The sequence below is a fragment of the Actinocrinis sp. genome, assembly GCF_035653575.1.
Lineage (GTDB): Bacteria > Actinomycetota > Actinomycetes > Streptomycetales > Catenulisporaceae > Actinocrinis.
In genome coordinates this window covers 22146-43655 of the sequence record NZ_DASRBQ010000043.1, presented here as the reverse complement: position 1 = coordinate 43655, position 21510 = coordinate 22146, and the positions used below count along the sequence as shown (strand labels likewise).

Genomic DNA, 21510 nt, shown 5'->3' with positions numbered 1-21510 from the left:
TGGGCGGCATCGAGCCGCACGCCGGCGCAGACGGAGGCCGGTGCGGGACGCGTCTCGCGGGTCAGTGCACGCCGGCAGCGTCCAGCAGTGTGCTGACCATCGCGCTGGCCAGGTGGCCCTCCAGCGAGTCCGCGCCGATTCCGGCCCGGGCGCTGGCGCCATCGAACACGAGGATCAGCTGGCGTGCCACGCGCTGCGGATCCTCGGCCCCGCCTTGACGTGCCAGCTCCTCGAAGTACCGCTGCAACTCGCGCTTGATCCGGGCGGCGACCTGGCTAGCCGGGTTCTCGGCGTCCTTGAGCTCGACCTGCATGGCCAGATACGGGCAGCCGCGGTACTCAGGCGACGGCGCGATCTCCTCGGCGCGCTCGAAGACGTACATGATCTGCTCGCGCGGGGAAAGCCCCCCGTCCGCTGGCGGCAGGAGAGCAGACGGCTGCGCCGCACGTCGCTCCAGGCTCGCGGCGAGCATCTCGTCCTTGGTCGAGAACAGCTTGTACATCGAACGCTTCGATACGCCCGCCGCCTTGCACAGCGCGTCCACGCCGACGCTCACTCCGTCCCGGTACGAGAGTGTCGCGACCGCCTCCAGAAGGCGTTCACGGGTCCCGGCCGCGGCAGTCGGCTCCGTCGACGCCGTCGGCGTCTGGGTCACTTGGCTCTGCGCTGCCGGTCGGGCTTTGGCGATATCGGTGCTCACGACTTCGAGGGTACAACGCCGACTCGACAACGGAAACCGATCGGTTTACAGTGGCCGACAGGAAACAGATCGGTTTCCGGCTAGCGGGTCGGTACCGCCCTCGGCGCACCGAACAAGCCGCACACGCCCGCACACGCCTTAGGCACTTCCAGAAAGCAGGCAGTTACCATGACGCTCAACGGCTCCATCGCCCTCGTCACCGGCGGCAATCGCGGTCTCGGCGACAAGTTCGTGCGCACCCTGCTCGACAGCGGCGCGAGCAAGGTTTACGCAGCGGCGCGCGATCCGCGCACCGTCACCGCCGCAGGCGCCATCCCGATCGCCCTCGACGTCACCGACCACGCCTCCGTGCTGGCCGCCGCCGAACAGGCGCAGGACGTGACCCTGCTGATCAACAACGCCGGCTCGTCCACCAGAACCAACCTGCTGGAAGGCGACTTCGCGAACTACCGGCTGGAGTACGACACCCACGTGCTCGGCACCCTGGACGTCAGCCGCGCCTTCGCTCCCATCCTCGCTCGCAACGGCGGTGGCGCGATCCTCAACGTGCTGTCGGTCCTGTCCTGGCTCTCCTTCCCGGACGTCGCCGCATACAGCGCGGCCAAGGCCGCCGCGTGGTCCATCACCAACGCGCTGCGCGTCGCGCTCGCCCCGCAGGGCACCCAGGTGACCGCCCTGCACGTCGGCTACATGGACACCGACATGACCGCCGGCCTCCAGGGAGTGCACAAGGAGGACCCGGCCGACGTCGCCCGCATCGCCCTGCAAGGCGTCGAGAAGGGCCTGTCCGAGGTCATCGCCGACGAGATCAGCACACAAGTACGCGCAGGCCTGAGCGCCGGCATCGAGGCGCTCTACCCGCAGCTGGCCAGCAGCTGACGTTGCGGTACGAGAACCGGACTGGCTGCTATTGGGAGCGCCCGAGTGCCGTGGGTGAGGGCTGGTCGCCCACGAGTGCGGTTGCGCGCGTCTCGGGAACTCCCAGCATCAGCAGGCTCGTGATGGTCGCAGCACGGGCACCGAGGGTCCCGTTCGACAGCTCGCTGTCCGCGATGGCGAACACGACGCCGTAGGCCACCTGGCTCAATATGCCCGCAGGCAGGTGTCGCGCGAAAACCTCGCCGTCCTGGCCGCGTTTGACGAGGTCGGCGAGGAGTTCGTCGACGGGCCCGAGCAGGGCGTGGATCGCCTCGCCGTACTCGCCGCGGCGCAGCGCCAACAGCACTCGGTAGCGGTGCGCCACCGGCCACAGGCGCGCGATGAATTCCACCCACATCGCGTCTGCTTGCGCGCCGGAGTCGATGACTTCGGTGAGCACGGCTGTGATCTCGGCGACGGCCCGTTGCGTGAGCGTCTGAACCAGGTCGAGGCGCGAGGGGAAGTGGTCATACACCGTGCGACGCACGACGCCGGCGGCGGAGGCGATCTCGCCCATTCCGGCGTCGGGGTTCTCCCCCAGCACATCGAGGGCGACGTCGAGGATGCGGTCGCGGGTCTCGATCATCGCGCGCATACGGGAGGACTCGGGAGGCACGGCAGCAGTATTGCACACCGGTGTACAGTGAGATTGACTGTACAGCAGTGTGCAGTGAAGAGCTGCGCTGCTTCGAAGCCCAGGAGAAGAGTTGAAGGCAATGACCGCACCGAACCCGCCGAGCTCACCCCTCGTCCGCCCGTTCACCGTCTCGATCCCGCAACCGGAGATCGACGACCTGAAGCGGCGACTGGCCGGAACCCGGTGGCCGGATCCGGAGACGGTGGGCGACTGGTCGCAAGGGGTGCGCGTGGAGAACGCCAAGGCCCTGGTCGAGTACTGGGAGCACGGCTACGACTGGCGGCGCCTGGAGTCCGAGCTCAATCGCTACCCACAGTTCCTGACCGAGATCGATGGGCTGGACATCCACTTCATCCATGTCAGGTCCAAGAATCCCGACGCGATGCCGCTGATACTGACGCACGGCTGGCCCGGCACGATCGTCGAGTTCCTCAAGCTGATCGGACCGCTGACCGATCCGGTCTCGTTCGGAGGCGACGCCGCCGACTCATTCGACGTCGTCATCCCCTCGCTGCCTGGGTTCGGCTTCTCCCAGAAGCCCGCGCAGAGCGGGTGGACGGTATCGCGCACCGCAAGCGCATGGGTGGAGCTGATGAAGCGTCTGGACTACACGCGGTGGGCCGCGCAAGGCGGTGATTGGGGCGGCGTCGTCACCACCGCCCTCGGAGCGATGCAACCTGAGGGGCTCGTCGGGATTCATCTGAACACGCAGTACGCCTTTCCGGCGCAGATACCCGAAAACTTGTCGCCCGAGCAGCGCGACGCGGTGGAGAGCCTCGCCTTCTACACCGGCGAACTCGGCGGGTCCAACCACCTTCAGGGCACCAAGCCGCAGACCGTCGGGTTCGCCCTGGCGGACTCTCCCGCCGGCCAGGCAGCCTGGATCTACGAGAAGTTCCAGTCCAAGACCGACAACCACGGGCTGGCCGAAGACGCCATCGGCATCGACGACATGCTCGACGCGATATCGCTCTACTGGTTCACCAACAGCGCGGCGTCCTCCGGCCGCATCTACTGGGAGAACAGATCGCTCACGTTCGCCGGCCCGAAGCTGACGCTTCCGGTCGCGGTGACCGTCTTCCCGAAGGACATCCCGCGCGTGCCGCGAAGCTGGATCGAGGACACCTACCGCAATCTGATCCACTACGGCGAGGCCGACAAGGGCGGACACTTCGCGGCCTTGGAACAGCCCGAAACACTGGTCAGCGAAATCCGCACCGGCCTGCGCGGCCTTCGTTCCTGACGTCGAGATTGCCGGTTCAGGGGCGAACGCGAATGACGGTTTTGCCCTTGCGCCGCTCGGTCGGGTTGAGCGCGGGGATGGCGTCATCGAGGCTCGTGACGGTACCGATGTGCGCGCGAAGGCGCCCGTCCCGCACCCGGTCGACGATCTGCACCAGCTGGCTCGGCACGGACTCGACGACGAAGTCGACCGCGAGACCGTCATCGGGGCGGGCAGCAGCGGGCCCGACCACCGACACCAGTGTCCCGCCGGGCCGGATGATGCGTGCCGAGCGCCTTTGGACGTCGCCTCCGATCACATCGAAGACAAGGTCGACCCCGCCGATCTCTTCGAGGTCCTCGCCGTCCAGGTCGAGGAACTCGTTCGCGCCGAAGTCCAGTGCCGCCTGGCGGTCCGCCGCCCGCCCGGTACCGATGACGTAGGCGCCGAATTCCCGGGCGAGCTGGGTCACCAAGGCTCCGACCGCGCCGGCGGCGCCGTGGGCCAGCACGCTCTGGCCCGGTTGAAGTCGACCGTGCTGCAGCAGGCCCTGCCACGCGGTCAGGCCGGAGATCGGCAGGCTCGCACCCACCGTGAAGTCGACGTTCCCCGGCAGCGGCCCGAGGTTGCGTGCCTCGACCGCGGTGTACTCCGCCAGGGTGCCATCGCGGTGCCAGTCCGTGATTCCGAACACCCGCTGGCCCAGCGAGAGTCCCGTCGTGCCGTAGCCGAGTGAGGAGACCACTCCGGCGAATTCGTGGCCGATGATCGGCTGGTCTCGATCGCGACCGGAGCGATCGGCCCAGGTCGAGGGCCACTCCCACTCCGCGGGCACGAAGCCCGACGCATGGACTTCAACGACGACGTCGTTGATCGCCGGTGCCGGCTCGGGCCGCTGCGTCAGCTTGATCCCGGCTGCTGGCGCGGCCTGATCTGTCGCGACGATTGCCTTCATGTCCGCCTCCGCACTTCTCGCGTGTGTCGGCTTAGCGTTGCAGGTTTGCGATCCGTGACGCACTCACCCGGCGCGCGACGCCGTTTAGCCCGGCCGTGCTGCTGTGAGCGGATCCGCCCACAGCAGTATGGCTCTCGCAGCCGCCGCCCGCCGGGGCAAGGTGAAGGCATGGCAGAAGACGAAAAGACTCTCCACTTCGGCTGGCGCGCCCGCGAGCAGCTGTTCGCCCGCCGCATCCTCGTGCTCGACGGCATCCTCGACGACGACAACGGCACGCTGCTGACCACCCAGTTCCTCAGCCTGGCCGCCGAGAATCCCGACTCCGACATCTCGCTATGGATCCATTCACCGGGCGGTTCCGTGCCGTCGATGCTCGCGATTCGTGACGTCATGCGCCTGGTGCCCTGCAAGGTCTCCACGCTCGCGTTGGGATTGGCCTGCAGCGCCGGGCAGTTCCTGCTCTCAGCCGGCACCCCGGGCCACCGCTTCGCCCTCCCGCACGCCAGGATCCTGATGCACCAGGGCTCCTCGGGCATCGGCGGCACCGCGGTCGACGTCGAGGTCCAGGCCGACGACCTGCGGCACACCGTCAACACCGTCCTCGGCCTCATCGCGCAGGACACCGGCCAGCCCTTCGACCGCGTCTTCGAGGACTCCCTGCACGACCGCTGGTTCACGGCGGCGCAGGCGAAAGACTACGGCTTCATCGACCACATCGTGGACTCGTTCGGGCAGATCGCGCTCGAGCGCCGGCGGCTTGGGATCTCCGCATGAGCTACACCATCCCGTACGTCGTCGCGCAGCACCCGCGCGGCGAGCGTGTCACCGACATCTACTCGCACCTGCTGAGCGAGCGCATCGTCTATGTGGGCACGGCGATCGACTCCGGGGTTGCCAACGCCTTGATCGCGCAGCTGCTGTACCTGGAGTTCGACAACTCCGACCGGGAGGTCGACCTCTTCATCAACTGCGAGGGCGGCGACCTCACCTCGATGCTGGCGGTGTACGACACCATGCAGCACGTCAAGGTGCCGATCCGCACCACCTGTGTCGGGCAGGCCATCGCCGCCGGCGCGGTGCTGCTGGCCGGGGGAACGCCGGGCATGCGCGCGGTCCTGCCGCACGCCCGGGTGGTGCTACATCAGCCGGCGGCGCGCGCACAGGGCGCGATCCCCGACCTGATCCTCCAAGCAGACGAGCTGGTTCGCACGCGTGGCGAACTGGAAACGATCCTGATGCACCACACCGGCCAGCCCGTGGAGCGACTGCGGCACGACACCGACCGGGACCGAGTCTTCACAGCCGAGGCGGCCGTCGAGTACGGCCTCGCCGACGTCGTGCTGGCGCCGCGCAGTTAGTCAGCCGACTGAGGCTGAGCCTATCCCCCGGCGGCCTCGACGAGGCCGCCGGGGAAACATCAGCACGCAGATGGTCGGTGCGCTCGCGTACGTTAGGCAGCCAGCGCCAGCAGCACCGGCCCCGTCGTCGACCGCCGCGCCCCGACCTCATCGCGCCGCCACGACGCCTTGTGCGTCGGGCGCAGTTCGGCGGCCACCGACTCCGTGAGCCCGCCGAGCGTGGTGCCGAGGGCTCCCGCGACGGCCGCGATCATTTCGCTGGACGGCTCCTTAAGGCCACGCTCCACCTCCGACAGGTACTGCGGCGAGATCCCCGCCCGCGCCGCCGTCTCGGTGAGCGTCTTCTGATTCCGCCTCCGCAGCTCGCGCAACTGCTCGCCCAAAACCTCGCGCCACAGCGGCTCGGGAACAGGCTCTGGCCCCGGGCGCTTTTCGGGCCTTGAGCCGCGGATCTGCTCCCCGGGGACGACGTGGAGTCTTGGCGCCTCGTTCATGATTTGAGGGTACGGATATTCGGCCGCAAGGCCTGAATTTTCGCTGTGGGCGTACACGGACGACTTGCCCGTCTCCCCGCCATGTCCGCCCAATCGGCCCCGAGCGCCTGCACCGATTGGGGGGCTCTAGGCAGCGTCTTTCAGTAGTTCGAGCCCAGGCGCTACTGACGACGGCGCGAACTCGACGACGTCATAGTCGGCGATGCCGTGGACGCGGAACGGGTCTCCCGCGATGAACTCATCGATCTGTTCGCGCGGCACCGGGCGCGCGAGGATCACGCCGCCCGTGCGCGGCACTCGAGGCCCTGTCGCGAGCAGCATCCCGGCCTCGTAGTGCTTCTTAAGCCACTCGACATGCGCCGGGATGTGCTTGTCAACCAGCTCGAGAGAGACCTTGTAAGTCAGTGTGATCACGAACATGATCTCGACTCTAGCCCACACCCGATTTGTGAGTCTCAGTCCGCTGCGCTTGGGGGCGTCCCCGCCGCCGCGCGGGGCCGTGAGCTACGCATCCTTGCTCTAGCTGCGAATCGGTTCGATCGCGAACCGGTCGTACAGCGCGATCGCAGGGCGACGTCCCCAGCACCACGGTATGGGTGCCTTATGGCCTGCGATTGAACTGTACAACTCCTGCACCTGCTGGATTTCATAGACAAGGTCGCGGCCCGGGACGTTGCTCCTGCCACGGATCCACGCGAACCCATTGACACGCGCGGCATCCGGCGCTTTAGTTCTGACGAATCGGTTCGATAGTCGCGCGAGACGAGCACACTGGCTTCGCGGCCGCTGAACCGAGCCGTTCCACCCTCTTCAACGCGCGGCGCCCGACGCCGTGCGGCGGACGAGCACGTCCCGCATCGAGCCCGCGCCTTAGGCCGCGAGCCGTCAGGTTTCGTCATTTCGAAGGAGAAGTGACTTGGCACGTATCAAGCTCAGAAGCTGGCTCGCGGTCGGCGCGACCGCGACCCTCACCGTGGTGGCGGCGCCGCCGAGCGCCAATGCGGCGACGGAATCGCTGGCGGTGAATCTGTCGAGCAGCGCCGGAGCGATGACCGGCGCCGGCGAGGGCTTCCTCTACGGTCTAAGCCAGGACGGCAGCGCACCCGGCGACAACTACCTTCAGCCACTCAACCTCACGATGATGCGAGGCGGCGGCGCGCGCATCACCGGCGACGGCTGGATCGGGGACGGCTACCAGGCCGGGGCCGGCTACCAGGCGCGCATCACCTCCATCATCGACCAGGCCAAGCGCATGACCCATGCTCCGTACCACGCCGAATACGTCCTGATGCTCAGCGACCTGTGGGGCGCCGACCTGACCCAGCCGAGCAACGCGCTCTACCCGTGCAACAACGGCGACTGCTCGAACTGGATCACGTTCATCGACGACACCGTCGCCGCCATGCAGTCCGCGGGCGTCACCGTCACCTACGAGCCCTACAACGAGCCCAACGGCTCCGGCTTCTTCCCGCCGGGCATCGGCACGCAGTACTGGAACCTGTGGAACAGCGCGGTGCGGGAGATCCGGCGACTGGCCCCCTCCGCGCAAATCGAGGGCCCTGCCTATGCCGGTGGGGTGTCGAGCGCGTATCAGACGTGGATCCAGACCGCGCAGGCGGCGGGCACCCTCCCGAACGTGATCAGCTATCACCTGTACGGCCCGGACCCGGTCGCCGCCGTCACGCAGGTCAACGGCTACCTCGCGGCAGACGGCATCACCGGCATCACCCAGTCCGCCAACGAGTACATCCCGGCCAACGCGGAGAACGCCGCCTACACCGCGTGGTCGCTCGACCGCATCGCCCAGTCCGGCATGGCCACCGCATCTCGCGGGGAGTGGGACAACTGCTGCGCCTCCGGCGATCTCGGCACCATCCTCACCCACACCGGCGGGAACTTGGTTCCCTCCGGCCAGTACTGGACCTACCGCGCGTACGCCGACCTGACCGGAACCCGGGTGGCGACGACGGGCAGCGGCAACACGGCGATCACCGCGGCCGTCGACAGCACCAAGAAGCAGGTGGCGGCGCTGATCGGCGACTCTGGCGGCTTCGTCGGGCAAGCGAACGTGTCTATCAGCGGCTTCAGCGCGGATTCGTGGCTGGTCTCGGGCGGTGCGACGCACGTCGAGGTGGACCGGATCCCGGACCTCGCCTCGCTGAACAGCCCGCAGACGGTCTACAGCGGCAACGTCACCGTCTCCGGTGACGCGATCAGCGTGCCCATCACGCTCGGCGATGCCCACGGCGCGTACGCGATGTTCGTGACGCCGCCGAGTTCGGTGGCTGCGGACACCACCACCGACGACACCGCCATCTCCGGCACCGACCACTTCGGCTACGACGCGAGCTGGGGCACCGCGACCGGTGTGTCCGACCTGTATCAGGGCACTGCTCACTGGAGCAACACCACCGGCGGCACCGCCACGTACACCTTCACCGGCAGCGGCGTCACCATCTGGGGCGTCAAGGACCACGACCAGGGCATCGCCGCCTTCTCCGTGGACGGCGGGCCGGTGACCTACGCAGACGACTACGCCAGCACGCGGACGGCTCAGGCGCCGCTGTGGTCCAGCAGCGGGCTGGCCCCCGGCACCCACACGGTGACGATCAGCAATACCGGGACCAAGAACTCCGCGAGCTCCTACGTCACCGTGGCGATCGACTACGCCACCGTCACGCCGAACGTCTCAACCATCGATGACGGCACGACGGCAGGCGCCACGTCCTTCTCCTACGGCAGCAACTGGGGAACCGCCACCGGCGTCGGCGACCTCTACGACGGCACCGCCCACTGGAACAGCACCGGCGGATCGACCGCGACCTTGACCTTCACCGGCACCGGTGCGGTCGTCTACGGAGTCAAGGACGTGGACCAGGGCATCGCCACCTACTCGGTAGATGGCGGCACGAGCCGTAGCGTCGATGACTACAGCGCTAGCCGCGTCCCCGGAGCGAGTCTGTTCACCGTGTCCGGCCTCGCCCCGGGAAGCCACACCATCACGATCACCGTGACCGGAACCAAGAACAGCGCGAGCTCCAACGACATCATCGCGTTGGACTCCGCGACCGTCTTCTGACCCAAGGTAGTAGCAGGTTGTTGACTCTGGTCCGGGCCGTCGGCACCTCGGCGGTCCGGACCAGCCGGCGCGCACGGCAATGATCGTCTAGCTCACGATCCGCGAAGTCGCGCCGCGGTGGCGCGATTGGCGTCACACCTTGCGGAGCGTGACTGCCCTGGCGGCTTGTTCGATCTTCGCGCAGTGCGCTGCGCGGGCTTCCTCGTCGATCGGCCTCTCGTATTCAGCGAATGACCCGGTCCGGCCATCGAGCCCTTCGCGCAGGATGTCGGTGTGTCCGGCGTGGCGGATGGACTCGCCGAGAACGTGGACCATGACGGCGAACAGGTTCGTGTTGGGATAAGGCTCCGACCACCACGGCACGTGGCCGGCGGCGTCCAGGGGAAGCTCGTCGATCGTCGCGTCCGAGTGTTCCCACGTGCGCCGGTAGAAGTCGATGATCTGCTCGCGGCTCTCGTCCTCGGTCACCCACAGGTCGCTGCCGTCGTGGTCCTGCCACCGGGGCAGCGGTTCCGGGGACGGGCGGTCGAAGACCTCGCCGAAGTACCGGGCCTCGGCGGTGGCCACGTGTTTGACCAGGCCGAGCAGGTTGGTCCCGGTCGCCGTCAAAGGTCGGCGGGCATCGTATTCAGACAGGCCGTCGAGTTTCCAGAGCAGCGCCTCGCGATACCGGCGCAGCCCCCTGTGCAGGTGCTGTTTCGCGAATTCGTCGATCATGGGTCATGAGCCTGTCAGGCAGCGTCGTTGGGCTCAACCGCAGCGATTATCGCGGCGGCGCCGCTATGGGTTCGTGGGATCGACCAAACCGGCGCGGTAGGCGATGATCACCAGGTGGACCCGGTCGCGGGCGTCCAGCTTGGTCAGCAGGTGCCTGACGTGTGTCTTCGCGGTGCCGGGGCCGATGTGCAGGTCGCGGGCGATCTCGCTGTTGGACAGGCCGCGGCCGACGAGGGTGAGGACTTCGCGCTCCCGGTCGGTGATCGTGTTCAGCGCCGCACCGTCCGGCGGGGGTGCGGGGCGGCGACCGATGAACTGGGCGATGAGGCGTTTGGTGATGGCGGGAGCGAGGAGTTCGTCCCCGCGCCCGACCGCCCGGACGGCGTCGATCAGGTCTCTGGGGCGCGCGTCCTTGAGCAGGAATCCGCTGGCCCCGCCGCGCAGCGCCGCGTATACGTACTCGTCGAGGTCGAACGTGGTCAGGATCAGGACTTTCGCGTCTCCGGCGGCGGTGATCACGCGGGTCGCCTCGATCCCGTCCATGTCGGGCATGCGAATGTCCATGAGCACGACGTCCGGCGATTCGGCTCGGGCCAGCGCGACTGCCTGGCTGCCGGTGCTTGCTTCGCCGACGACGGTCAGGTCTGGCGCGCTGTCCACGATTCCGCGCAGCCCGGCCCGCACAAGGGCTTGATCGTCGGCAACCACGACCCGCACGGTCACGATGACGGCTCCGTCGCGGCGGGTAGCGGCAGGCGGGCAGTGACGAGGAACCCGCCGCTCTGGGTCGGGCCGGCGTGCAGTTCGCCACCGTAGAGCAGCGCCCGCTCGCGCATGCCGGCGAGACCACGGCCGGGCGGTGCGGCGTCGGTTGGTTGCGCGGTGGCTGAAGCGCCATTGCAGACCTCGATGGTCAGCCATGCGTCCCCGTAGTCGATGCGGGCGCGGGCTGTCTCGGTGCCCGCGTGTTTGATCACGTTGGTGAGCGCCTCCTGAATGATGCGGTAGGCGGACAAGTCCTCGCCCGGGGGTAGCGGATGCGCGCGCCCGGTGATCGTCAGGTCTACTTGCACGCCCGCATGCGCGGCGTGTTCGATCAGCTGCCCCAGGTCTGCCAGGCCGGGCGTAGGAGCCAGGTCTGGTTCCGGGGTCTGCTCGTCCCCTGGATCGGCGCGCAGGACGCCGACGAGGTTGCGCATCTCGCCGAGGGCGAGACGGCCGGTGCTCTCGATGATCCCGAGCGCGGAGCGGGCGGGATCCGAGCTTGCGGAGTCTGGGCTCTGATCGATCATCAGGCCGCCGTAGCCGGCCTGAACGGTGATCACGCTCATGTGGTGGGCCAGCACGTCGTGCAACTCCCGGGCGATGCCCATCCGCTGCGCCGTGATGTCCCGCCGCGCCTGGTCTATCCGCGCCTGCGCGAGTTCCGCCTGGCTGCGTAGCAGGTCCTCGGTGTAGCGGCGATGCATCCCGACGGCGTACCCGATCGTCCAGACCGCGGTGTACGCCAACGCGAAGAGGACGGCCGCGCCCCTGTGGTGGAAGTCCGGCAGCGCTGTGGACGTTGCCGCCGCGAGCGCGGTCACCAACGCGAGCACCGCGGAACGCGGCCGGCAGTTCGCGGCGACGATGTAGAGCACGTAGGCCAGTGGCACCAGCGCGGCCACGATCGAGCGGGGCGCCAACGCCGCGAACGCGCCCAGCACGGCGAGCAGCAGGAAGAAGGCGCCGAGCGGCCGGCGTCGGCGCCACGCGATCGGCCAGGCCAGCGCGAGCGCTCCTGCCAGCGCGGCAAGCGGTTCGAGCAGCCCGCGAGAGTGCTTGGCGAGCAGCATGAATGCGACGAGCGCGTAGACGCCGGCTAGCGCCGCGTCCAGCGCGCGCCAATGCGCCGGGCGCACGCGCGCCAGCAGCGGCCGGTGCGTGGCCGGCCCGGTAGGCGGAGCGCCGGTAGACACGGTCGCAAGCGTAGGCGCGCCCGCACGGCTCAGGCATCGACCGCCAGACCTATCCCCAAAGGCATACGCGGAACGACGCCGTGGGCAGACGCGCCGCTCTTGCCGGCGCGGCACGGTTGGCCGGGTGAACACTCAATCGCAAACCCCCGTGGTGGAAATCCGAGGGTTGACTAAGCGTTTCGGCGGCACGACCGTGGTGGACGACCTGTCCTTCCGGATCGAGCCGGGCCGGGTGACCGGCTTCCTCGGGCCGAACGGCGCCGGCAAGTCCACCACCATGCGGATGATCCTCGGCCTGGACACCCCCGCCGCCGGTAGGGCTCTGATCGGTGGCCGGCCTTATCGTGCGCTGGACAAACCGTTGCGCTTGGTGGGGGCGCTGCTCGAAGCCGGCGCGGTCCATCCCGGCCGCCGCGCCCGCGATCATCTGGCCTGGCTCGCGGCGAGCAACGCGCTGCCGGCCGCCAGGGTCGGCGAGCTCCTGGAACGCACCGGGCTCTCGGCGGTGGCCGGCAAGCGGGTCGGCGGCTTCTCCCTGGGCATGCGCCAGCGTCTCGGGATCGCCGCGGCGCTGCTCGGCGATCCGCCGATCCTGCTGTTCGACGAGCCGGTCAACGGGCTGGATCCGGAGGGTGTGCTGTGGATCCGCACCCTGATGAAGTCGATGGCCGCCGAGGGCCGCGCGGTCCTGGTCTCCAGTCATCTGATGAGCGAGATGGCGCTGACCGCGGACCACGTGATCGTGATCGGGCGCGGGCGACTGATCGCGGACACCGGCATGCGCCAGTTCATCGAGAGCGCGGGGCCCGGCGCCTCGCTCGAGGAGGCTTACCTGAGGATGACGGCCCAGGCCGTGGACTACAGCACCGACGCGGCGGCGATTCGGACGCAGACGAGGGGACCGGGTCGATGACCAGATTCACCATCCCGCTCGCAGTCCTGCGCTCCGAGTGGATCAAGCTGCACACCGCCCGCTCCACCTACATCGCACTCATCGCCGCGTTCGTACTCGGCCTCGGAACCGGGCTGCTTGACGTCCTCTCGGTCACCGGCCACTGGGCCACGATGAGTGCGGCCGACCGCGCCGACTTCGACCCGGTCGGCGACCCGCTCAGCGGCTTCCAGCTCGGCGAACTCGCCCTCGGCGCCCTAGGGGTACTCGCGGTCAGCACCGAATACGCCACCGGGATGATTCGCAGCACACTGATCGCAACCCCGCGCCGCGCCGTCGTGTACACCGCCAAGGCACTGATCCTCGGGCTGTTCGCGTTGCTCGCATCCGAACTGTGTGCGTTCGCGGCGTTCTTCGTCGGGCAACTGGTCCTGCGCCGCCAGCATTTGGACGTGAGCGTGACCGCACCACACGTGCTGCGCGCGATCACCTTCGCAGGCCTCTACATGGCCGTGGTCACGATGGTCGGCTTCGGCCTCGGCGCGCTCATCCGCCACACCGCCGGCGCCATGGCCGCCATGTTCGCACTCGTCTTCCTCACCTACCCGGCCGCACGCGCCTTCGAAGGGTCCAGCTACCTTCCCGACCACCTGACCCTGGCGGATGCCGCTACCGCGCTGGCCACCATCGCGCCGCCTACCGGCCCACACGCACAACGGATCCCGTCGTTCGGATTCGCCTGCTTCGACCTCGTGCTCTACCTGGTCGCATTTCTCGGTCTTGGCGCGGCGCGCGCCCTGCGCGACGCGTAGCGGGCTATCGATCAGGACTGAAAGGCGACAGATCTGCGATGGCTCGACCGCAGCGCACCTAGCCTGGCCTCAAGCGGCGTAGCCGCCTGCGAAAGGAGGCCCGTTGCACGTCATCACCGTCATACCGGGCGACGGTATCGGCCCAGAGGTCATCGATTCCGCGCTTGAGTTGCTCGACGCGCTGGATGTCGACTTGTCGTTCGACATTCTTGACCACGTCAATGCGGCGCGTTACCGCCGCGAAGGCTGCGCCTTAAGCGATGCGGACGTAGCGCGAGTCGCGGCGAGCGACGGGCTGCTGCTGGGAGCTGTCGGCACGCCGGAGCTTGAAGACACTGATTACGTGCGCAGCGTTCTGCTGCGGTTGCGCGGCGACTTCGACCTTTACGCCAACTACCGGCCGGTCAGGCTGTGGCACGACCGACTAAGCCCGCTTCGGGACGCCGCGCGCCGTGCGATCGATTGTGTGATCGTCCGCGAGAACACCGAAGGGCTCTACAGCGGCGTCGGCGGCAACTTGCGTGCTTCATCGCGCATGGAGGTCGCCATAGACGCCGACATCAACACCTGGCACGGTGTCTCCCGGATCATGGACTTCGCCTACCAAACCGCGCGCCGCGAGGTGTGCCTCGTGGACAAGGCGAATGCGGTACGGGCCGGCGGCCGGCTTTGGCAGCAGTGTCAGCGGACCTGCGCGCAGCAGCACCCTGAGATCTCGTCGACGCACCTTTACGTCGATGCCGCCGCGATGAACCTGGTCACGGATCCCAGCGCCTTCGACGTCATCGTGACCAGCAATTCGTACGGGGACATCCTGAGCGATCTGGCCGCCGCGCTCGCCGGCGGCATCGGGCTGGCCCCTTCGGCGAGCCTCAACCCGGCGACGAATTTCGGGCTCTACGAACCGGTGCACGGATCGGCGCCGGACCTGGCGGGAAAAGCCGTCGCGAACCCGCTCGCCTGCTTGCTCACGGCGGCGCTGCTGCTGCGCGGCCTGGGGTTGGCGGCGCCGGCGGACGCGACCGAGGCGGCGGTGGCCGGGGCGATCGCGGCCGGGCGCGTCACCCCGGACCTGGGCGGCACACTGAGCACTCGCGAGGTCACGAGCGCGGTTCTCGCGGGGCTGGGGTAAGAGCGCTGCGGCGGGTGCGACGTCCCGTTGCTGCGCCGCGGCGGCCGTGCGCTCAAGGCGACGGGTAACCCATCTCCGGCGAGGTGGAACTGGTACGCACCACCTCGGCGATACTCAGCTCGAAGAACTCATACCACTGGGTCCGGCCGAGTTCCTTCGCGTCCTGATGCTCCGGGTCGTTGCGCCACTGCTCCAGCGTCTCGGGGTTGCGCCACCAGACCAGGGCCAGGCGTTCGCCGTCTTCGGCCGTGTACTTCTTGAGCTGGACCAGGTCGTCGCCTGCCATCTCGCGCACCCGCTTCGCGAGGCGCTCCTCAGTCTCGTCATACTCCGCGTCGACCTGATCGGAGAAACGCGAGCGGAAAACGACCAGAATCACTGCATACTCCTCGGGATTCGCGGCGCCCGCACGCGGGCCGTCACAGTCACGGTTGCGGTCACACTGCGGCGCGGTGCGATACCTGGGCCCATTCGCGCAGCCGGCCGTCGGGAATGTCGGTCGCGGCGGCAAGGCCGTGCCGGTCGACGATGGAGGCCGCCAGATCGCGCAGGTCGCGCTCCTCGGCGAGCGCCGAGCTGAAGCTCTCCTGGCTGAACGCGCAGCGCTCGTACAGCGGGGCGAAGCGGTTTGGCATGAGGTTCACCAACCGCTGGACGATCGCCTCCTCGGCCTGCTGCCGCGGATCCGGCAGCCGGGACATGGTGCGGTAGTGCTCGTACGAGATTTCCGCGATCGCGTCGCCGTCGGCCCGGCGGGTCCGCTCGTACTCGGCGAACGCGGCCGCCCAGTCCCGTTCTCGATCGAGACAGGACACCATTGTGCGCACGTCCTCGAACGCGCTGTTCATGCCCTGACCCATGAACGGAGCCATGGCGTGGCAGGCGTCGCCGATCAGGGCCGCGCTGCCGTCGTGGACCCAGCGGTCGCAACGCGTGAGCCGGACGGCGCAGATCGGCTTGGTCTCCAGTTGGGCCGCTAGGTCCGGGATGGCGCCGGCCAGGCCGGGAAAGCACCGCGCGAACTGCTCGGCCAGGGCTCGGCCACCGACCGCCGCGGCGTACGACGGAGCCGGCCCCTGCCTGCGGAAGAACACTGAGCCGGCGAACAGGTCGCTGGAGACCAGCGGGAACGCCCCGAACAGCGCGTCCCCGGCCGGCCAGTAGTGCATCAGGCCCCGGTCGCACCGCGGCAGCCTCAGCACCATCTCCTGATACGCCAAGTCCAAGGTGCCGACGTACGCACGGGCTCCACGCGATACCAGCGCGGCGCGCACGACGGAGTGCACCCCATCGCAGCCAACGATGTGGTTGTAGCTGAGCCATCGTTGCGAGTCGCCCTCGCCCACCAGCAGAGCGGGCCGGTCCAGGTCCACCTGGCGCACCGGAAGCTCGAAGTGCAACCGCACGCCGGGCTCGGCCTGCGCCGCGTCGAGCAACAGCCGGTGCAGCCGCTCCCGTTCCACCGCCCAGATCGGGGTGTTGTACCGGCTGTACGGCGTGGTCACCGTGTCGCCTGAGGGCAGGTGCCCGCAGCGTCCGGCGAGCGGCACACAGATCCGGCGCACGCGCGGCTCGAGACCCAGTTCGCGCAGCACGCGCCAGCCGCGGTCGGAGAGGATCACCATGAGCGAGCGGCCCACGCGCGCGGGATCGCGCCGCGGGTCGCGGCGCCGCTCCAGCACGGTGACCCGGCCGAAGCGACGCGCGAGGTAGATCGCGGCCACCGGACCGGCCAGGCCGGCCCCGACGATGGCGATGTCCCCGCCCGCCCCTGCCCGGGGCGGGCCCGAATCCTGCATCTCTGCTCCTCGTCACGAACCCGACAGATGTCGGATGACAGATCTCGAAGATGTCGACTGCGCCCGGAGACCGGCCGCCGGGCCGGCTCGTGGCCGGGCGCCTACCAGGCGACGGGCAGCTCGCGCACGCCATATGCCACTCCGTCGTGCTTGAACTGCACTTGCTCGAAGGGAATGGCGAGGCGAAGGCTCGGAATGCGGCGATACAGCGTGCCGTACACGACCTGCAGCTCCAGCGTGGCCAGCGGCCGGCCGAGGCAGTGGTGCGGGCCGTACCCGAAGGCCAGGTGGTGCTGGGCGTCGCGGCCGATGTCCAGCCGGTCGGGGTCGGGGAAGTTGTCCGGGTCGCGATTGGCCAGCTCGCTCGCCAGGATGATGCCCTCGCCGGCCCGGATCGTCGTGCCCTCCACGGTGATGTCCGCGAGCGCGACGCGCCGCCGGCCGGAGTGCGAGATGTTCAGGTAACGCAGCAGCTCCTCGACGGCGCTGTTCACCAACGCCTGGTCTTCGGTGTTGCGCAGCCGCTCGAGCTGGTCCGGGTGCCTCAGCAGGGCGAGCGTGCCGAGGGCGATCATGTTTCCGGTGGTCTCCAGGCCGGCCACCAGAAGCGTGACGGAGATGTACGAAAGCTGTTCCTCGGTCAGTGCCCCGGTGCGCACCTGACTCTCGATCACGGAGGAGATCAGGCCGTCGGCGGGCTGGGCCTTCTGCCGCTCGATCAGTTCCCGAAGATACGCGCGCAGCGCCTCCTGCGCGCCGACCACGGTTTCCGGGGAGCTGTCCCGGTGGAGCATCAGCGTGGTCTGCTCCTGGAAGAACTTGTGGTCGGCGTACGGGACGCCGAGCATCCGGCAGATGACCTGGGTCGAGGTGGGGAACGCGAACCGGCTGACCAGGTCCGCCGGGTTGGGGCCGGCCAGCAGATCGTCGATCAGGTCGTTGACGATGTCGGTGACGTCGCCGCGCAGCGCCGCTATGTTCCGGATCGCGAACGGCTGCGAGACCATCCGGCGCTGCCGGGCGTGTTCCGGGTCGTCCATCGCGACGAATGAGCGCCCGTCCTTGCGGCGCTCCCGGCTGCCCTCGTCGAAGTGCGGGTATCCCGGGATCGTCGAGTCGGCGCTGACCCGCGGATCAACCAGGAGCCGGCGCCCGAGCTCGTAGCCGGTGACCAGCCACGGCGTGCTGCCGTCCCACAGTTCGACTCGCGTCAGGCCGTCCAGCTCGCGCATGCGCGGCGCCGGGTCGAAGGGGCAGGCCGCGTCCTTGCGGATCGGGAAGCGGACCAGCTGCTCTGACACGCAAATCACTACCTTTCTTGCCGCGCCGAGCCGGCGGCGCGGCTATTCGCGGATGGCTTGGGCGATTTCGCGCAGGTTGCCCGCCGCCAGGACGGTGCGGATCGGCAGGCGCACCCCGAGCTCTTCGCGCACCGAGCTGATCAGCCGCGCCGCGAGCAGGGAGTTGCCGCCGAGCTCGAAGAAGTTCGCGTCGAGGTCGACCGTCGGCAATCCGAGCAGCGCGGCGACCCGGTCGCGCAGCACCGTGGCGGGAAGATCGGCGGAGCCGGGGATCGCGGCAGCGGAAGGCGCGGCTTCGGCGGCCGGAGCCGGCGTGCGCGTGGACGCGCCTGCCTGGGCGAGCGCCGCCCGGTCGATCTTCCCGTTGGGCTGCGTGGGGAAGCGGTCCAGCACCTCGATGCGGGCCGGGACCATGTATTCGGGCAGTGCCGCGGCCAGTTCCGCCCGCAGTCGGCCGCTGTCGAGGGTGCAGCCCGGCCGGGCGGTCACATACGCGACGAGCCGCGCGTCGGCCAACTCCCCCGCCACGATCGCCGCGGCCAGGTCCACTTCCGGCTGAGCGGCCAGCCGGGCTTCTATTTCGCCGAGTTCGACGCGGAAGCCGCGCAGCTTGACCTGCCCGTCGATCCGCCCGGCGAAATGCAGCCTGCCGTCCGGCCCGCGCCGGCCGCGATCGCCGGAGCGGTACATCCTGCTGCCGGGCGGCCCCGAGGGGTCGGGCAGGAACCGCGCGGCAGTCAAGCCCGGCCGGTTGACGTAGCCGCGCGCCAGACCGCTTCCGGCGAGATACAGCTCGCCCTCCTCGCCGTCCGGCACCGGCCGCAGGTCCTCATCCAGGATCAGGACCCGGGCGCCGATCCAGGGCAGGCCGATGTCGACGCCGTCCGCCTCGGTGATCGGCCCGGCGATGGTCGAGCCGACGGTCACCTCGGTGGGCCCGTAGCCGTTGAACATCCGGCGGCCCAGCGCCCACTTGCGCAGCAGGGCCGGAGTGCAGGCGTCGCCGGTGGACATGACGGTCCCGCCGAGAAGGACGCCCTCGCTGTCGGTGATGCTGAGCGCGGCCGGCGGAAGCACCGCGTGGTCGATCTCGTACTTGGCCAGGGTCTCGCGCAGCGGGTCGCCGGGCAGCAGGTCCTCGTCGTCGGCCATCACCAGCACGGCTCCGTGCAGCAGCGCGAGGGTGACGTCCCAGAATCCCGCGTCGAAACTGATCGAGGCCCACTGCAGCACCCGGTCGCCGGGCGCCACCTCGAAGCGATCGGCCTGAGTGGCGACCAGGTCGGCCACGCCCTCCTGGGAGACCGCCACGCCCTTCGGCGTCCCGGTCGAGCCGGAGGTGTAGATCACGTACATCAGGTGTCGGTCCGTCAGGGGCTCGAGGCGCTCCGACTGCGCCAGGTCCGCCCCGCTCAGCGCGGCGTACTGCGCCGAGTCCAGGTCGACCTCGTCGAGCTGCACGCCGGGCACGCTCGCGCCGCCGTCGGCGGCCCGCACCAGCAGGACCGGCGCGGCGTCCGCCACCATGAACGCCTTGCGGGCGGCCGGATAGCGCGGATCGAGCGGGAGATACGCTCCGCCCGCCTTGAGTATCGCCAACAGCGCCACCACGAGTTCCGCGGAGCGCGGTACGGCCAGCGCCACCAGGCGATCGGGTCCGACGCCGCGCTGCACGAGCAGCCGCGCGAGCTGATTGGCCCGCCGGTTGAGCTCGCCGTAGCTGAGCGTCATGTCCTTGTACTGCACCGCGGGCGCGTCCGGGTTGTCCGCGGCGACCGCCTCGAACAATCCCGGAACCGTGCGCAGCGGTGCGCATCCCGCGGTCATCGGTCCCCGCCGAGCGCCGGCCGGACCTCGGCGGCGAACAGCTTCAGGCTGCGCTGCATCTCCTCCAGCGACTGCTGGCCGCAGTCGACCTGGAACAGCACGATGTCCGTGCCCAGCTCCCGCTCGATCTGGCGCAGCTGCTCGGCCGCGTTCCGGGGCGATCCGATCACGGCCAGCCCGGCCTTTTCGCTCGGGCCGGAGCGGTGCTTGTCGACCACCGCCTCGCGGTAGCCCTGGTACGAGGTCGAGGTCCGGTTCTGCCAGGAGGCCGCTGCCGCGCCGAACACGTCCCAGTGCCGCCGCGTCGCCGCGGTGCCGCGCTCTATGGCCTCTTCGTCCGAGTCGGCGAGGTACATCGCGACGCTGATGGCCACGCGCGGTTCGCGGCCGCGGTTACCCGGCGCGGCGCGGAAGCGGTCGCGGTAGAGTTCGATCATCTCCTTGACCTGGCCCACCTGCTCGCGGCTCGGGGCCGACGCGATCAGCAGGTTGAAGCCCGAGTCGCCGATCCACTCGAAGCTGGACCTGGTGAGCAGGGCCGCCGCCCACACCGGCGGGTGCGGCTGCTGAGTCGGGCGCGGGAAGGAGTTCGCACCCTGATACCGGAAGTACGGGGTGTCCTCGGCGACGTCGGTCTCGGTCCACAGCCGCACCACCGCCTCCACGGTCGCCCGGAAGCGGTCCTTGCTGCTGTCCATGTCGATGCCGAAGGAGTCGAACTCGTAAGGGAGGAAAGCGCGCGCGAAGCCGACGTCCAGGCGCCCCCCGCTCAACGCGTCGAGCTGTGCGGTCCTGGCGGCCAGCTGGATCGGGTGATGGAAGGAGGCCTGGATGCCGCCCGTCATCAACCGCACCCGGCGGGTGCGCGCGGCCACGGCCGACAGGAACGCGAGCGGGTCGGGGCAGTAGCCCCCGTAGGCGTTGAGGTAGTGCTCCGTCATCTTGACGTACTCAAGCCCAAGGTCCTCGGTCAGTCCTGCCACTTCCAGCAGGTCGGCGTAGTAGTGCTCGGCGCTGCGCTGCTCCGGCGCCAGGTCGGGCAGCAGCGAGATTCCGTAATGCGTCATCTCGGCCTCTCTGTATCCGTGTGAGATGCGGGGCCGCGGGCGGCGACGCGGGTCACGCGCGCGCAGCCGGGCCGGTCCAGCGACCAGTACTCGTGCATTCCGTAGACCAGCGGTCGTCGCGGCAGCGAGGCCGCGGCGGTCACCGAGTAGACCTCGCCGAAGACGACGACGTGGTCGGCGATCTCGACCGAGCCCGCGACCCGGCAGTCCGCGATCGTGTGCGCGTCCCGGTCCAGGTGCGGACCGCCGCTGCCGGGGTGCGCGCTCCACGGCACCTGCTCGAAGCAGTCCGGGCGGCGGGTCGCGAACAGCTCGGCCACGTGCTTGGCCTGCTCGTCCAGCAGATTCAGCGCGAAGCTGCGCGTCCCGGTGAGTGCGGCCAGGGTGCGGCTGGACCGCTGGATGCACACCAGCAGCGTCGGCGGGTCGGCTGACACGCTGGACACCGCGGTGCAGGTCATTCCGTACAACAGGCCGTCCGCGGCGGCGACGGTGACCACGGTCACGCCGGCCGGAAAGCCCGACATCAGCGTCTTGAACTCGTCGGCGGACACCGTGCGCGCGGCCGCGGGACCGGTGCCCGCGGCCGCGGCGGAAACCGCGGCCGCCGGGCCACTCAGTGCGGTGGGGAAGGACACGCGA

22 protein-coding genes are annotated in these 21510 nt (G+C 69.2%); 8 read left to right on the top strand and 14 right to left on the bottom strand.

Annotation, left to right across the window (positions count from 1 at the left end; translation table 11 throughout):
* Window positions 1–61: 61 nt before the first annotated feature.
* Entirely contained in the window at window positions 62–655 is a 594-nt protein-coding gene (locus VFA06_RS06750) for a TetR/AcrR family transcriptional regulator (protein ID WP_349260078.1), read from the bottom strand.
* Window positions 656–868: 213 nt separating this feature from the next.
* Between VFA06_RS06750 and VFA06_RS06745 the strand changes: the two genes are divergently transcribed.
* Window positions 869–1579, top strand: a complete 711-nt coding sequence (locus VFA06_RS06745; RefSeq protein ID WP_324839558.1) for an SDR family oxidoreductase — start codon at window positions 869–871, stop codon at window positions 1577–1579.
* 28 nt (window positions 1580–1607) lie between these two features.
* Here VFA06_RS06745 and VFA06_RS06740 read toward each other — a convergent pair whose 3' ends face one another.
* Window positions 1608–2234, bottom strand: a complete 627-nt coding sequence (locus VFA06_RS06740; protein WP_349260076.1) for a TetR/AcrR family transcriptional regulator — start codon at window positions 2232–2234, stop codon at window positions 1608–1610.
* Between the two features lie 100 nt (window positions 2235–2334).
* Between VFA06_RS06740 and VFA06_RS06735 the strand changes: the two genes are divergently transcribed.
* The gene (locus VFA06_RS06735) at window positions 2335–3498 is read left to right on the top strand and encodes an epoxide hydrolase (RefSeq protein WP_324839556.1); all 1164 of its coding nucleotides are present in this window, start codon (window positions 2335–2337) and stop codon (window positions 3496–3498) included.
* A gap of 16 nt (window positions 3499–3514) precedes the next feature.
* Here the strand turns inward: VFA06_RS06735 and VFA06_RS06730 are convergent, their stop codons facing one another.
* The gene (locus VFA06_RS06730; RefSeq protein ID WP_324839555.1) at window positions 3515–4432 is read right to left on the bottom strand and encodes an NADP-dependent oxidoreductase; all 918 of its coding nucleotides are present in this window, start codon (window positions 4430–4432) and stop codon (window positions 3515–3517) included.
* A 168-nt stretch (window positions 4433–4600) separates the two neighbouring features.
* Here VFA06_RS06730 and VFA06_RS06725 point away from each other — a divergent pair, with 168 nt between their 5' ends.
* Both VFA06_RS06725 and VFA06_RS06720 read left to right on the top strand, forming a co-directional pair.
* Window positions 4601–5206: an ATP-dependent Clp protease proteolytic subunit gene (locus tag VFA06_RS06725; protein WP_324839554.1), complete on the top strand. Its 606-nt coding sequence runs from the start codon at window positions 4601–4603 to the stop codon at window positions 5204–5206.
* The gene (locus VFA06_RS06720; RefSeq protein WP_324839553.1) at window positions 5203–5790 is read left to right on the top strand and encodes a ClpP family protease; all 588 of its coding nucleotides are present in this window, start codon (window positions 5203–5205) and stop codon (window positions 5788–5790) included. The genes VFA06_RS06725 and VFA06_RS06720 overlap by 4 nt, the downstream gene beginning before the upstream one ends.
* Window positions 5791–5882: 92 nt before the next feature.
* Here the strand turns inward: VFA06_RS06720 and VFA06_RS06715 are convergent, their stop codons facing one another.
* Window positions 5883–6284 (bottom strand): helix-turn-helix transcriptional regulator, encoded by a 402-nt coding sequence (locus tag VFA06_RS06715; RefSeq protein WP_324839552.1) that lies wholly within the window; start codon window positions 6282–6284, stop codon window positions 5883–5885.
* A gap of 126 nt (window positions 6285–6410) precedes the next feature.
* Window positions 6411–6704: a YciI family protein gene (locus VFA06_RS06710; protein WP_324839551.1), complete on the bottom strand. Its 294-nt coding sequence runs from the start codon at window positions 6702–6704 to the stop codon at window positions 6411–6413.
* 496 nt (window positions 6705–7200) lie between these two features.
* Here VFA06_RS06710 and VFA06_RS06705 point away from each other — a divergent pair, with 496 nt between their 5' ends.
* Complete coding sequence (locus VFA06_RS06705; RefSeq protein ID WP_324839550.1) at window positions 7201–9363, top strand: hypothetical protein; 2163 nt, start codon at window positions 7201–7203, stop codon at window positions 9361–9363.
* Window positions 9364–9495: 132 nt separating this feature from the next.
* Here VFA06_RS06705 and VFA06_RS06700 read toward each other — a convergent pair whose 3' ends face one another.
* The 3 genes from VFA06_RS06700 to VFA06_RS06690 form a co-directional block, all read right to left on the bottom strand.
* Complete coding sequence (locus VFA06_RS06700; protein WP_324839549.1) at window positions 9496–10080, bottom strand: DinB family protein; 585 nt, start codon at window positions 10078–10080, stop codon at window positions 9496–9498.
* Between the two features lie 63 nt (window positions 10081–10143).
* Window positions 10144–10803 carry a response regulator transcription factor gene (locus VFA06_RS06695; protein WP_324839548.1) on the bottom strand — a complete coding sequence of 220 codons (660 nt, stop codon included), beginning with the start codon at window positions 10801–10803 and terminating at the stop codon, window positions 10144–10146.
* Window positions 10800–12038: a sensor histidine kinase gene (locus tag VFA06_RS06690; protein ID WP_324839547.1), complete on the bottom strand. Its 1239-nt coding sequence runs from the start codon at window positions 12036–12038 to the stop codon at window positions 10800–10802. Before VFA06_RS06690 ends, VFA06_RS06695 begins: the two co-directional genes overlap by 4 nt.
* Window positions 12039–12204: 166 nt before the next feature.
* Between VFA06_RS06690 and VFA06_RS06685 the strand changes: the two genes are divergently transcribed.
* The 3 genes from VFA06_RS06685 (at window position 12205) to VFA06_RS06675 (ending at window position 14874) form a co-directional block, all read left to right on the top strand.
* Entirely contained in the window at window positions 12205–12951 is a 747-nt protein-coding gene (locus VFA06_RS06685) for an ABC transporter ATP-binding protein (protein ID WP_324839546.1), read from the top strand.
* Entirely contained in the window at window positions 12948–13742 is a 795-nt protein-coding gene (locus VFA06_RS06680) for an ABC transporter permease (protein ID WP_324839545.1), read from the top strand. Before VFA06_RS06685 ends, VFA06_RS06680 begins: the two co-directional genes overlap by 4 nt.
* Window positions 13743–13845: 103 nt before the next feature.
* Window positions 13846–14874 (top strand): isocitrate/isopropylmalate dehydrogenase family protein, encoded by a 1029-nt coding sequence (locus VFA06_RS06675; RefSeq protein WP_324839544.1) that lies wholly within the window; start codon window positions 13846–13848, stop codon window positions 14872–14874.
* Between the two features lie 52 nt (window positions 14875–14926).
* Here VFA06_RS06675 and VFA06_RS06670 read toward each other — a convergent pair whose 3' ends face one another.
* From VFA06_RS06670 to VFA06_RS06645, 6 genes are all read right to left on the bottom strand, one after another.
* Complete coding sequence (locus VFA06_RS06670) at window positions 14927–15253, bottom strand: antibiotic biosynthesis monooxygenase (protein WP_324839543.1); 327 nt, start codon at window positions 15251–15253, stop codon at window positions 14927–14929.
* Window positions 15254–15311: 58 nt separating this feature from the next.
* Window positions 15312–16673, bottom strand: coding sequence for an NAD(P)/FAD-dependent oxidoreductase (locus VFA06_RS06665; RefSeq protein WP_324839542.1), 1362 nt, complete (start codon window positions 16671–16673; stop codon window positions 15312–15314).
* A gap of 101 nt (window positions 16674–16774) precedes the next feature.
* Complete coding sequence (locus VFA06_RS06660; RefSeq protein ID WP_324839541.1) at window positions 16775–17974, bottom strand: cytochrome P450; 1200 nt, start codon at window positions 17972–17974, stop codon at window positions 16775–16777.
* Between the two features lie 42 nt (window positions 17975–18016).
* A complete protein-coding gene (locus tag VFA06_RS06655; protein WP_324839540.1) occupies window positions 18017–19801 on the bottom strand; it encodes a non-ribosomal peptide synthetase in 1785 nt (594 codons plus the stop codon).
* The gene (locus VFA06_RS06650; protein ID WP_324839539.1) at window positions 19798–20868 is read right to left on the bottom strand and encodes an LLM class flavin-dependent oxidoreductase; all 1071 of its coding nucleotides are present in this window, start codon (window positions 20866–20868) and stop codon (window positions 19798–19800) included. Before VFA06_RS06650 ends, VFA06_RS06655 begins: the two co-directional genes overlap by 4 nt.
* The gene (locus VFA06_RS06645; protein ID WP_324839538.1) at window positions 20865–21506 is read right to left on the bottom strand and encodes a flavin reductase family protein; all 642 of its coding nucleotides are present in this window, start codon (window positions 21504–21506) and stop codon (window positions 20865–20867) included. Before VFA06_RS06645 ends, VFA06_RS06650 begins: the two co-directional genes overlap by 4 nt.
* Window positions 21507–21510: the final 4 nt, after the last annotated feature.

Coding starts and splice junctions, on each gene's coding strand:
- VFA06_RS06745 (WP_324839558.1), top strand. CDS start 869: ATGACGCTCAACGGCTCCATCGCCCTCGTCACCGGCGGCAATCGCGGT.
- VFA06_RS06735 (WP_324839556.1), top strand. CDS start 2,335: ATGACCGCACCGAACCCGCCGAGCTCACCCCTCGTCCGCCCGTTCACC.
- VFA06_RS06730 (WP_324839555.1), bottom strand. CDS start 4,432: ATGAAGGCAATCGTCGCGACAGATCAGGCCGCGCCAGCAGCCGGGATC.
- VFA06_RS06725 (WP_324839554.1), top strand. CDS start 4,601: ATGGCAGAAGACGAAAAGACTCTCCACTTCGGCTGGCGCGCCCGCGAG.
- VFA06_RS06720 (WP_324839553.1), top strand. CDS start 5,203: ATGAGCTACACCATCCCGTACGTCGTCGCGCAGCACCCGCGCGGCGAG.
- VFA06_RS06715 (WP_324839552.1), bottom strand. CDS start 6,284: ATGAACGAGGCGCCAAGACTCCACGTCGTCCCCGGGGAGCAGATCCGC.
- VFA06_RS06710 (WP_324839551.1), bottom strand. CDS start 6,704: ATGTTCGTGATCACACTGACTTACAAGGTCTCTCTCGAGCTGGTTGAC.
- VFA06_RS06700 (WP_324839549.1), bottom strand. CDS start 10,080: ATGATCGACGAATTCGCGAAACAGCACCTGCACAGGGGGCTGCGCCGG.
- VFA06_RS06680 (WP_324839545.1), top strand. CDS start 12,948: ATGACCAGATTCACCATCCCGCTCGCAGTCCTGCGCTCCGAGTGGATC.
- VFA06_RS06665 (WP_324839542.1), bottom strand. CDS start 16,673: ATGCAGGATTCGGGCCCGCCCCGGGCAGGGGCGGGCGGGGACATCGCC.
- VFA06_RS06655 (WP_324839540.1), bottom strand. CDS start 19,801: ATGACCGCGGGATGCGCACCGCTGCGCACGGTTCCGGGATTGTTCGAG.
- VFA06_RS06650 (WP_324839539.1), bottom strand. CDS start 20,868: ATGACGCATTACGGAATCTCGCTGCTGCCCGACCTGGCGCCGGAGCAG.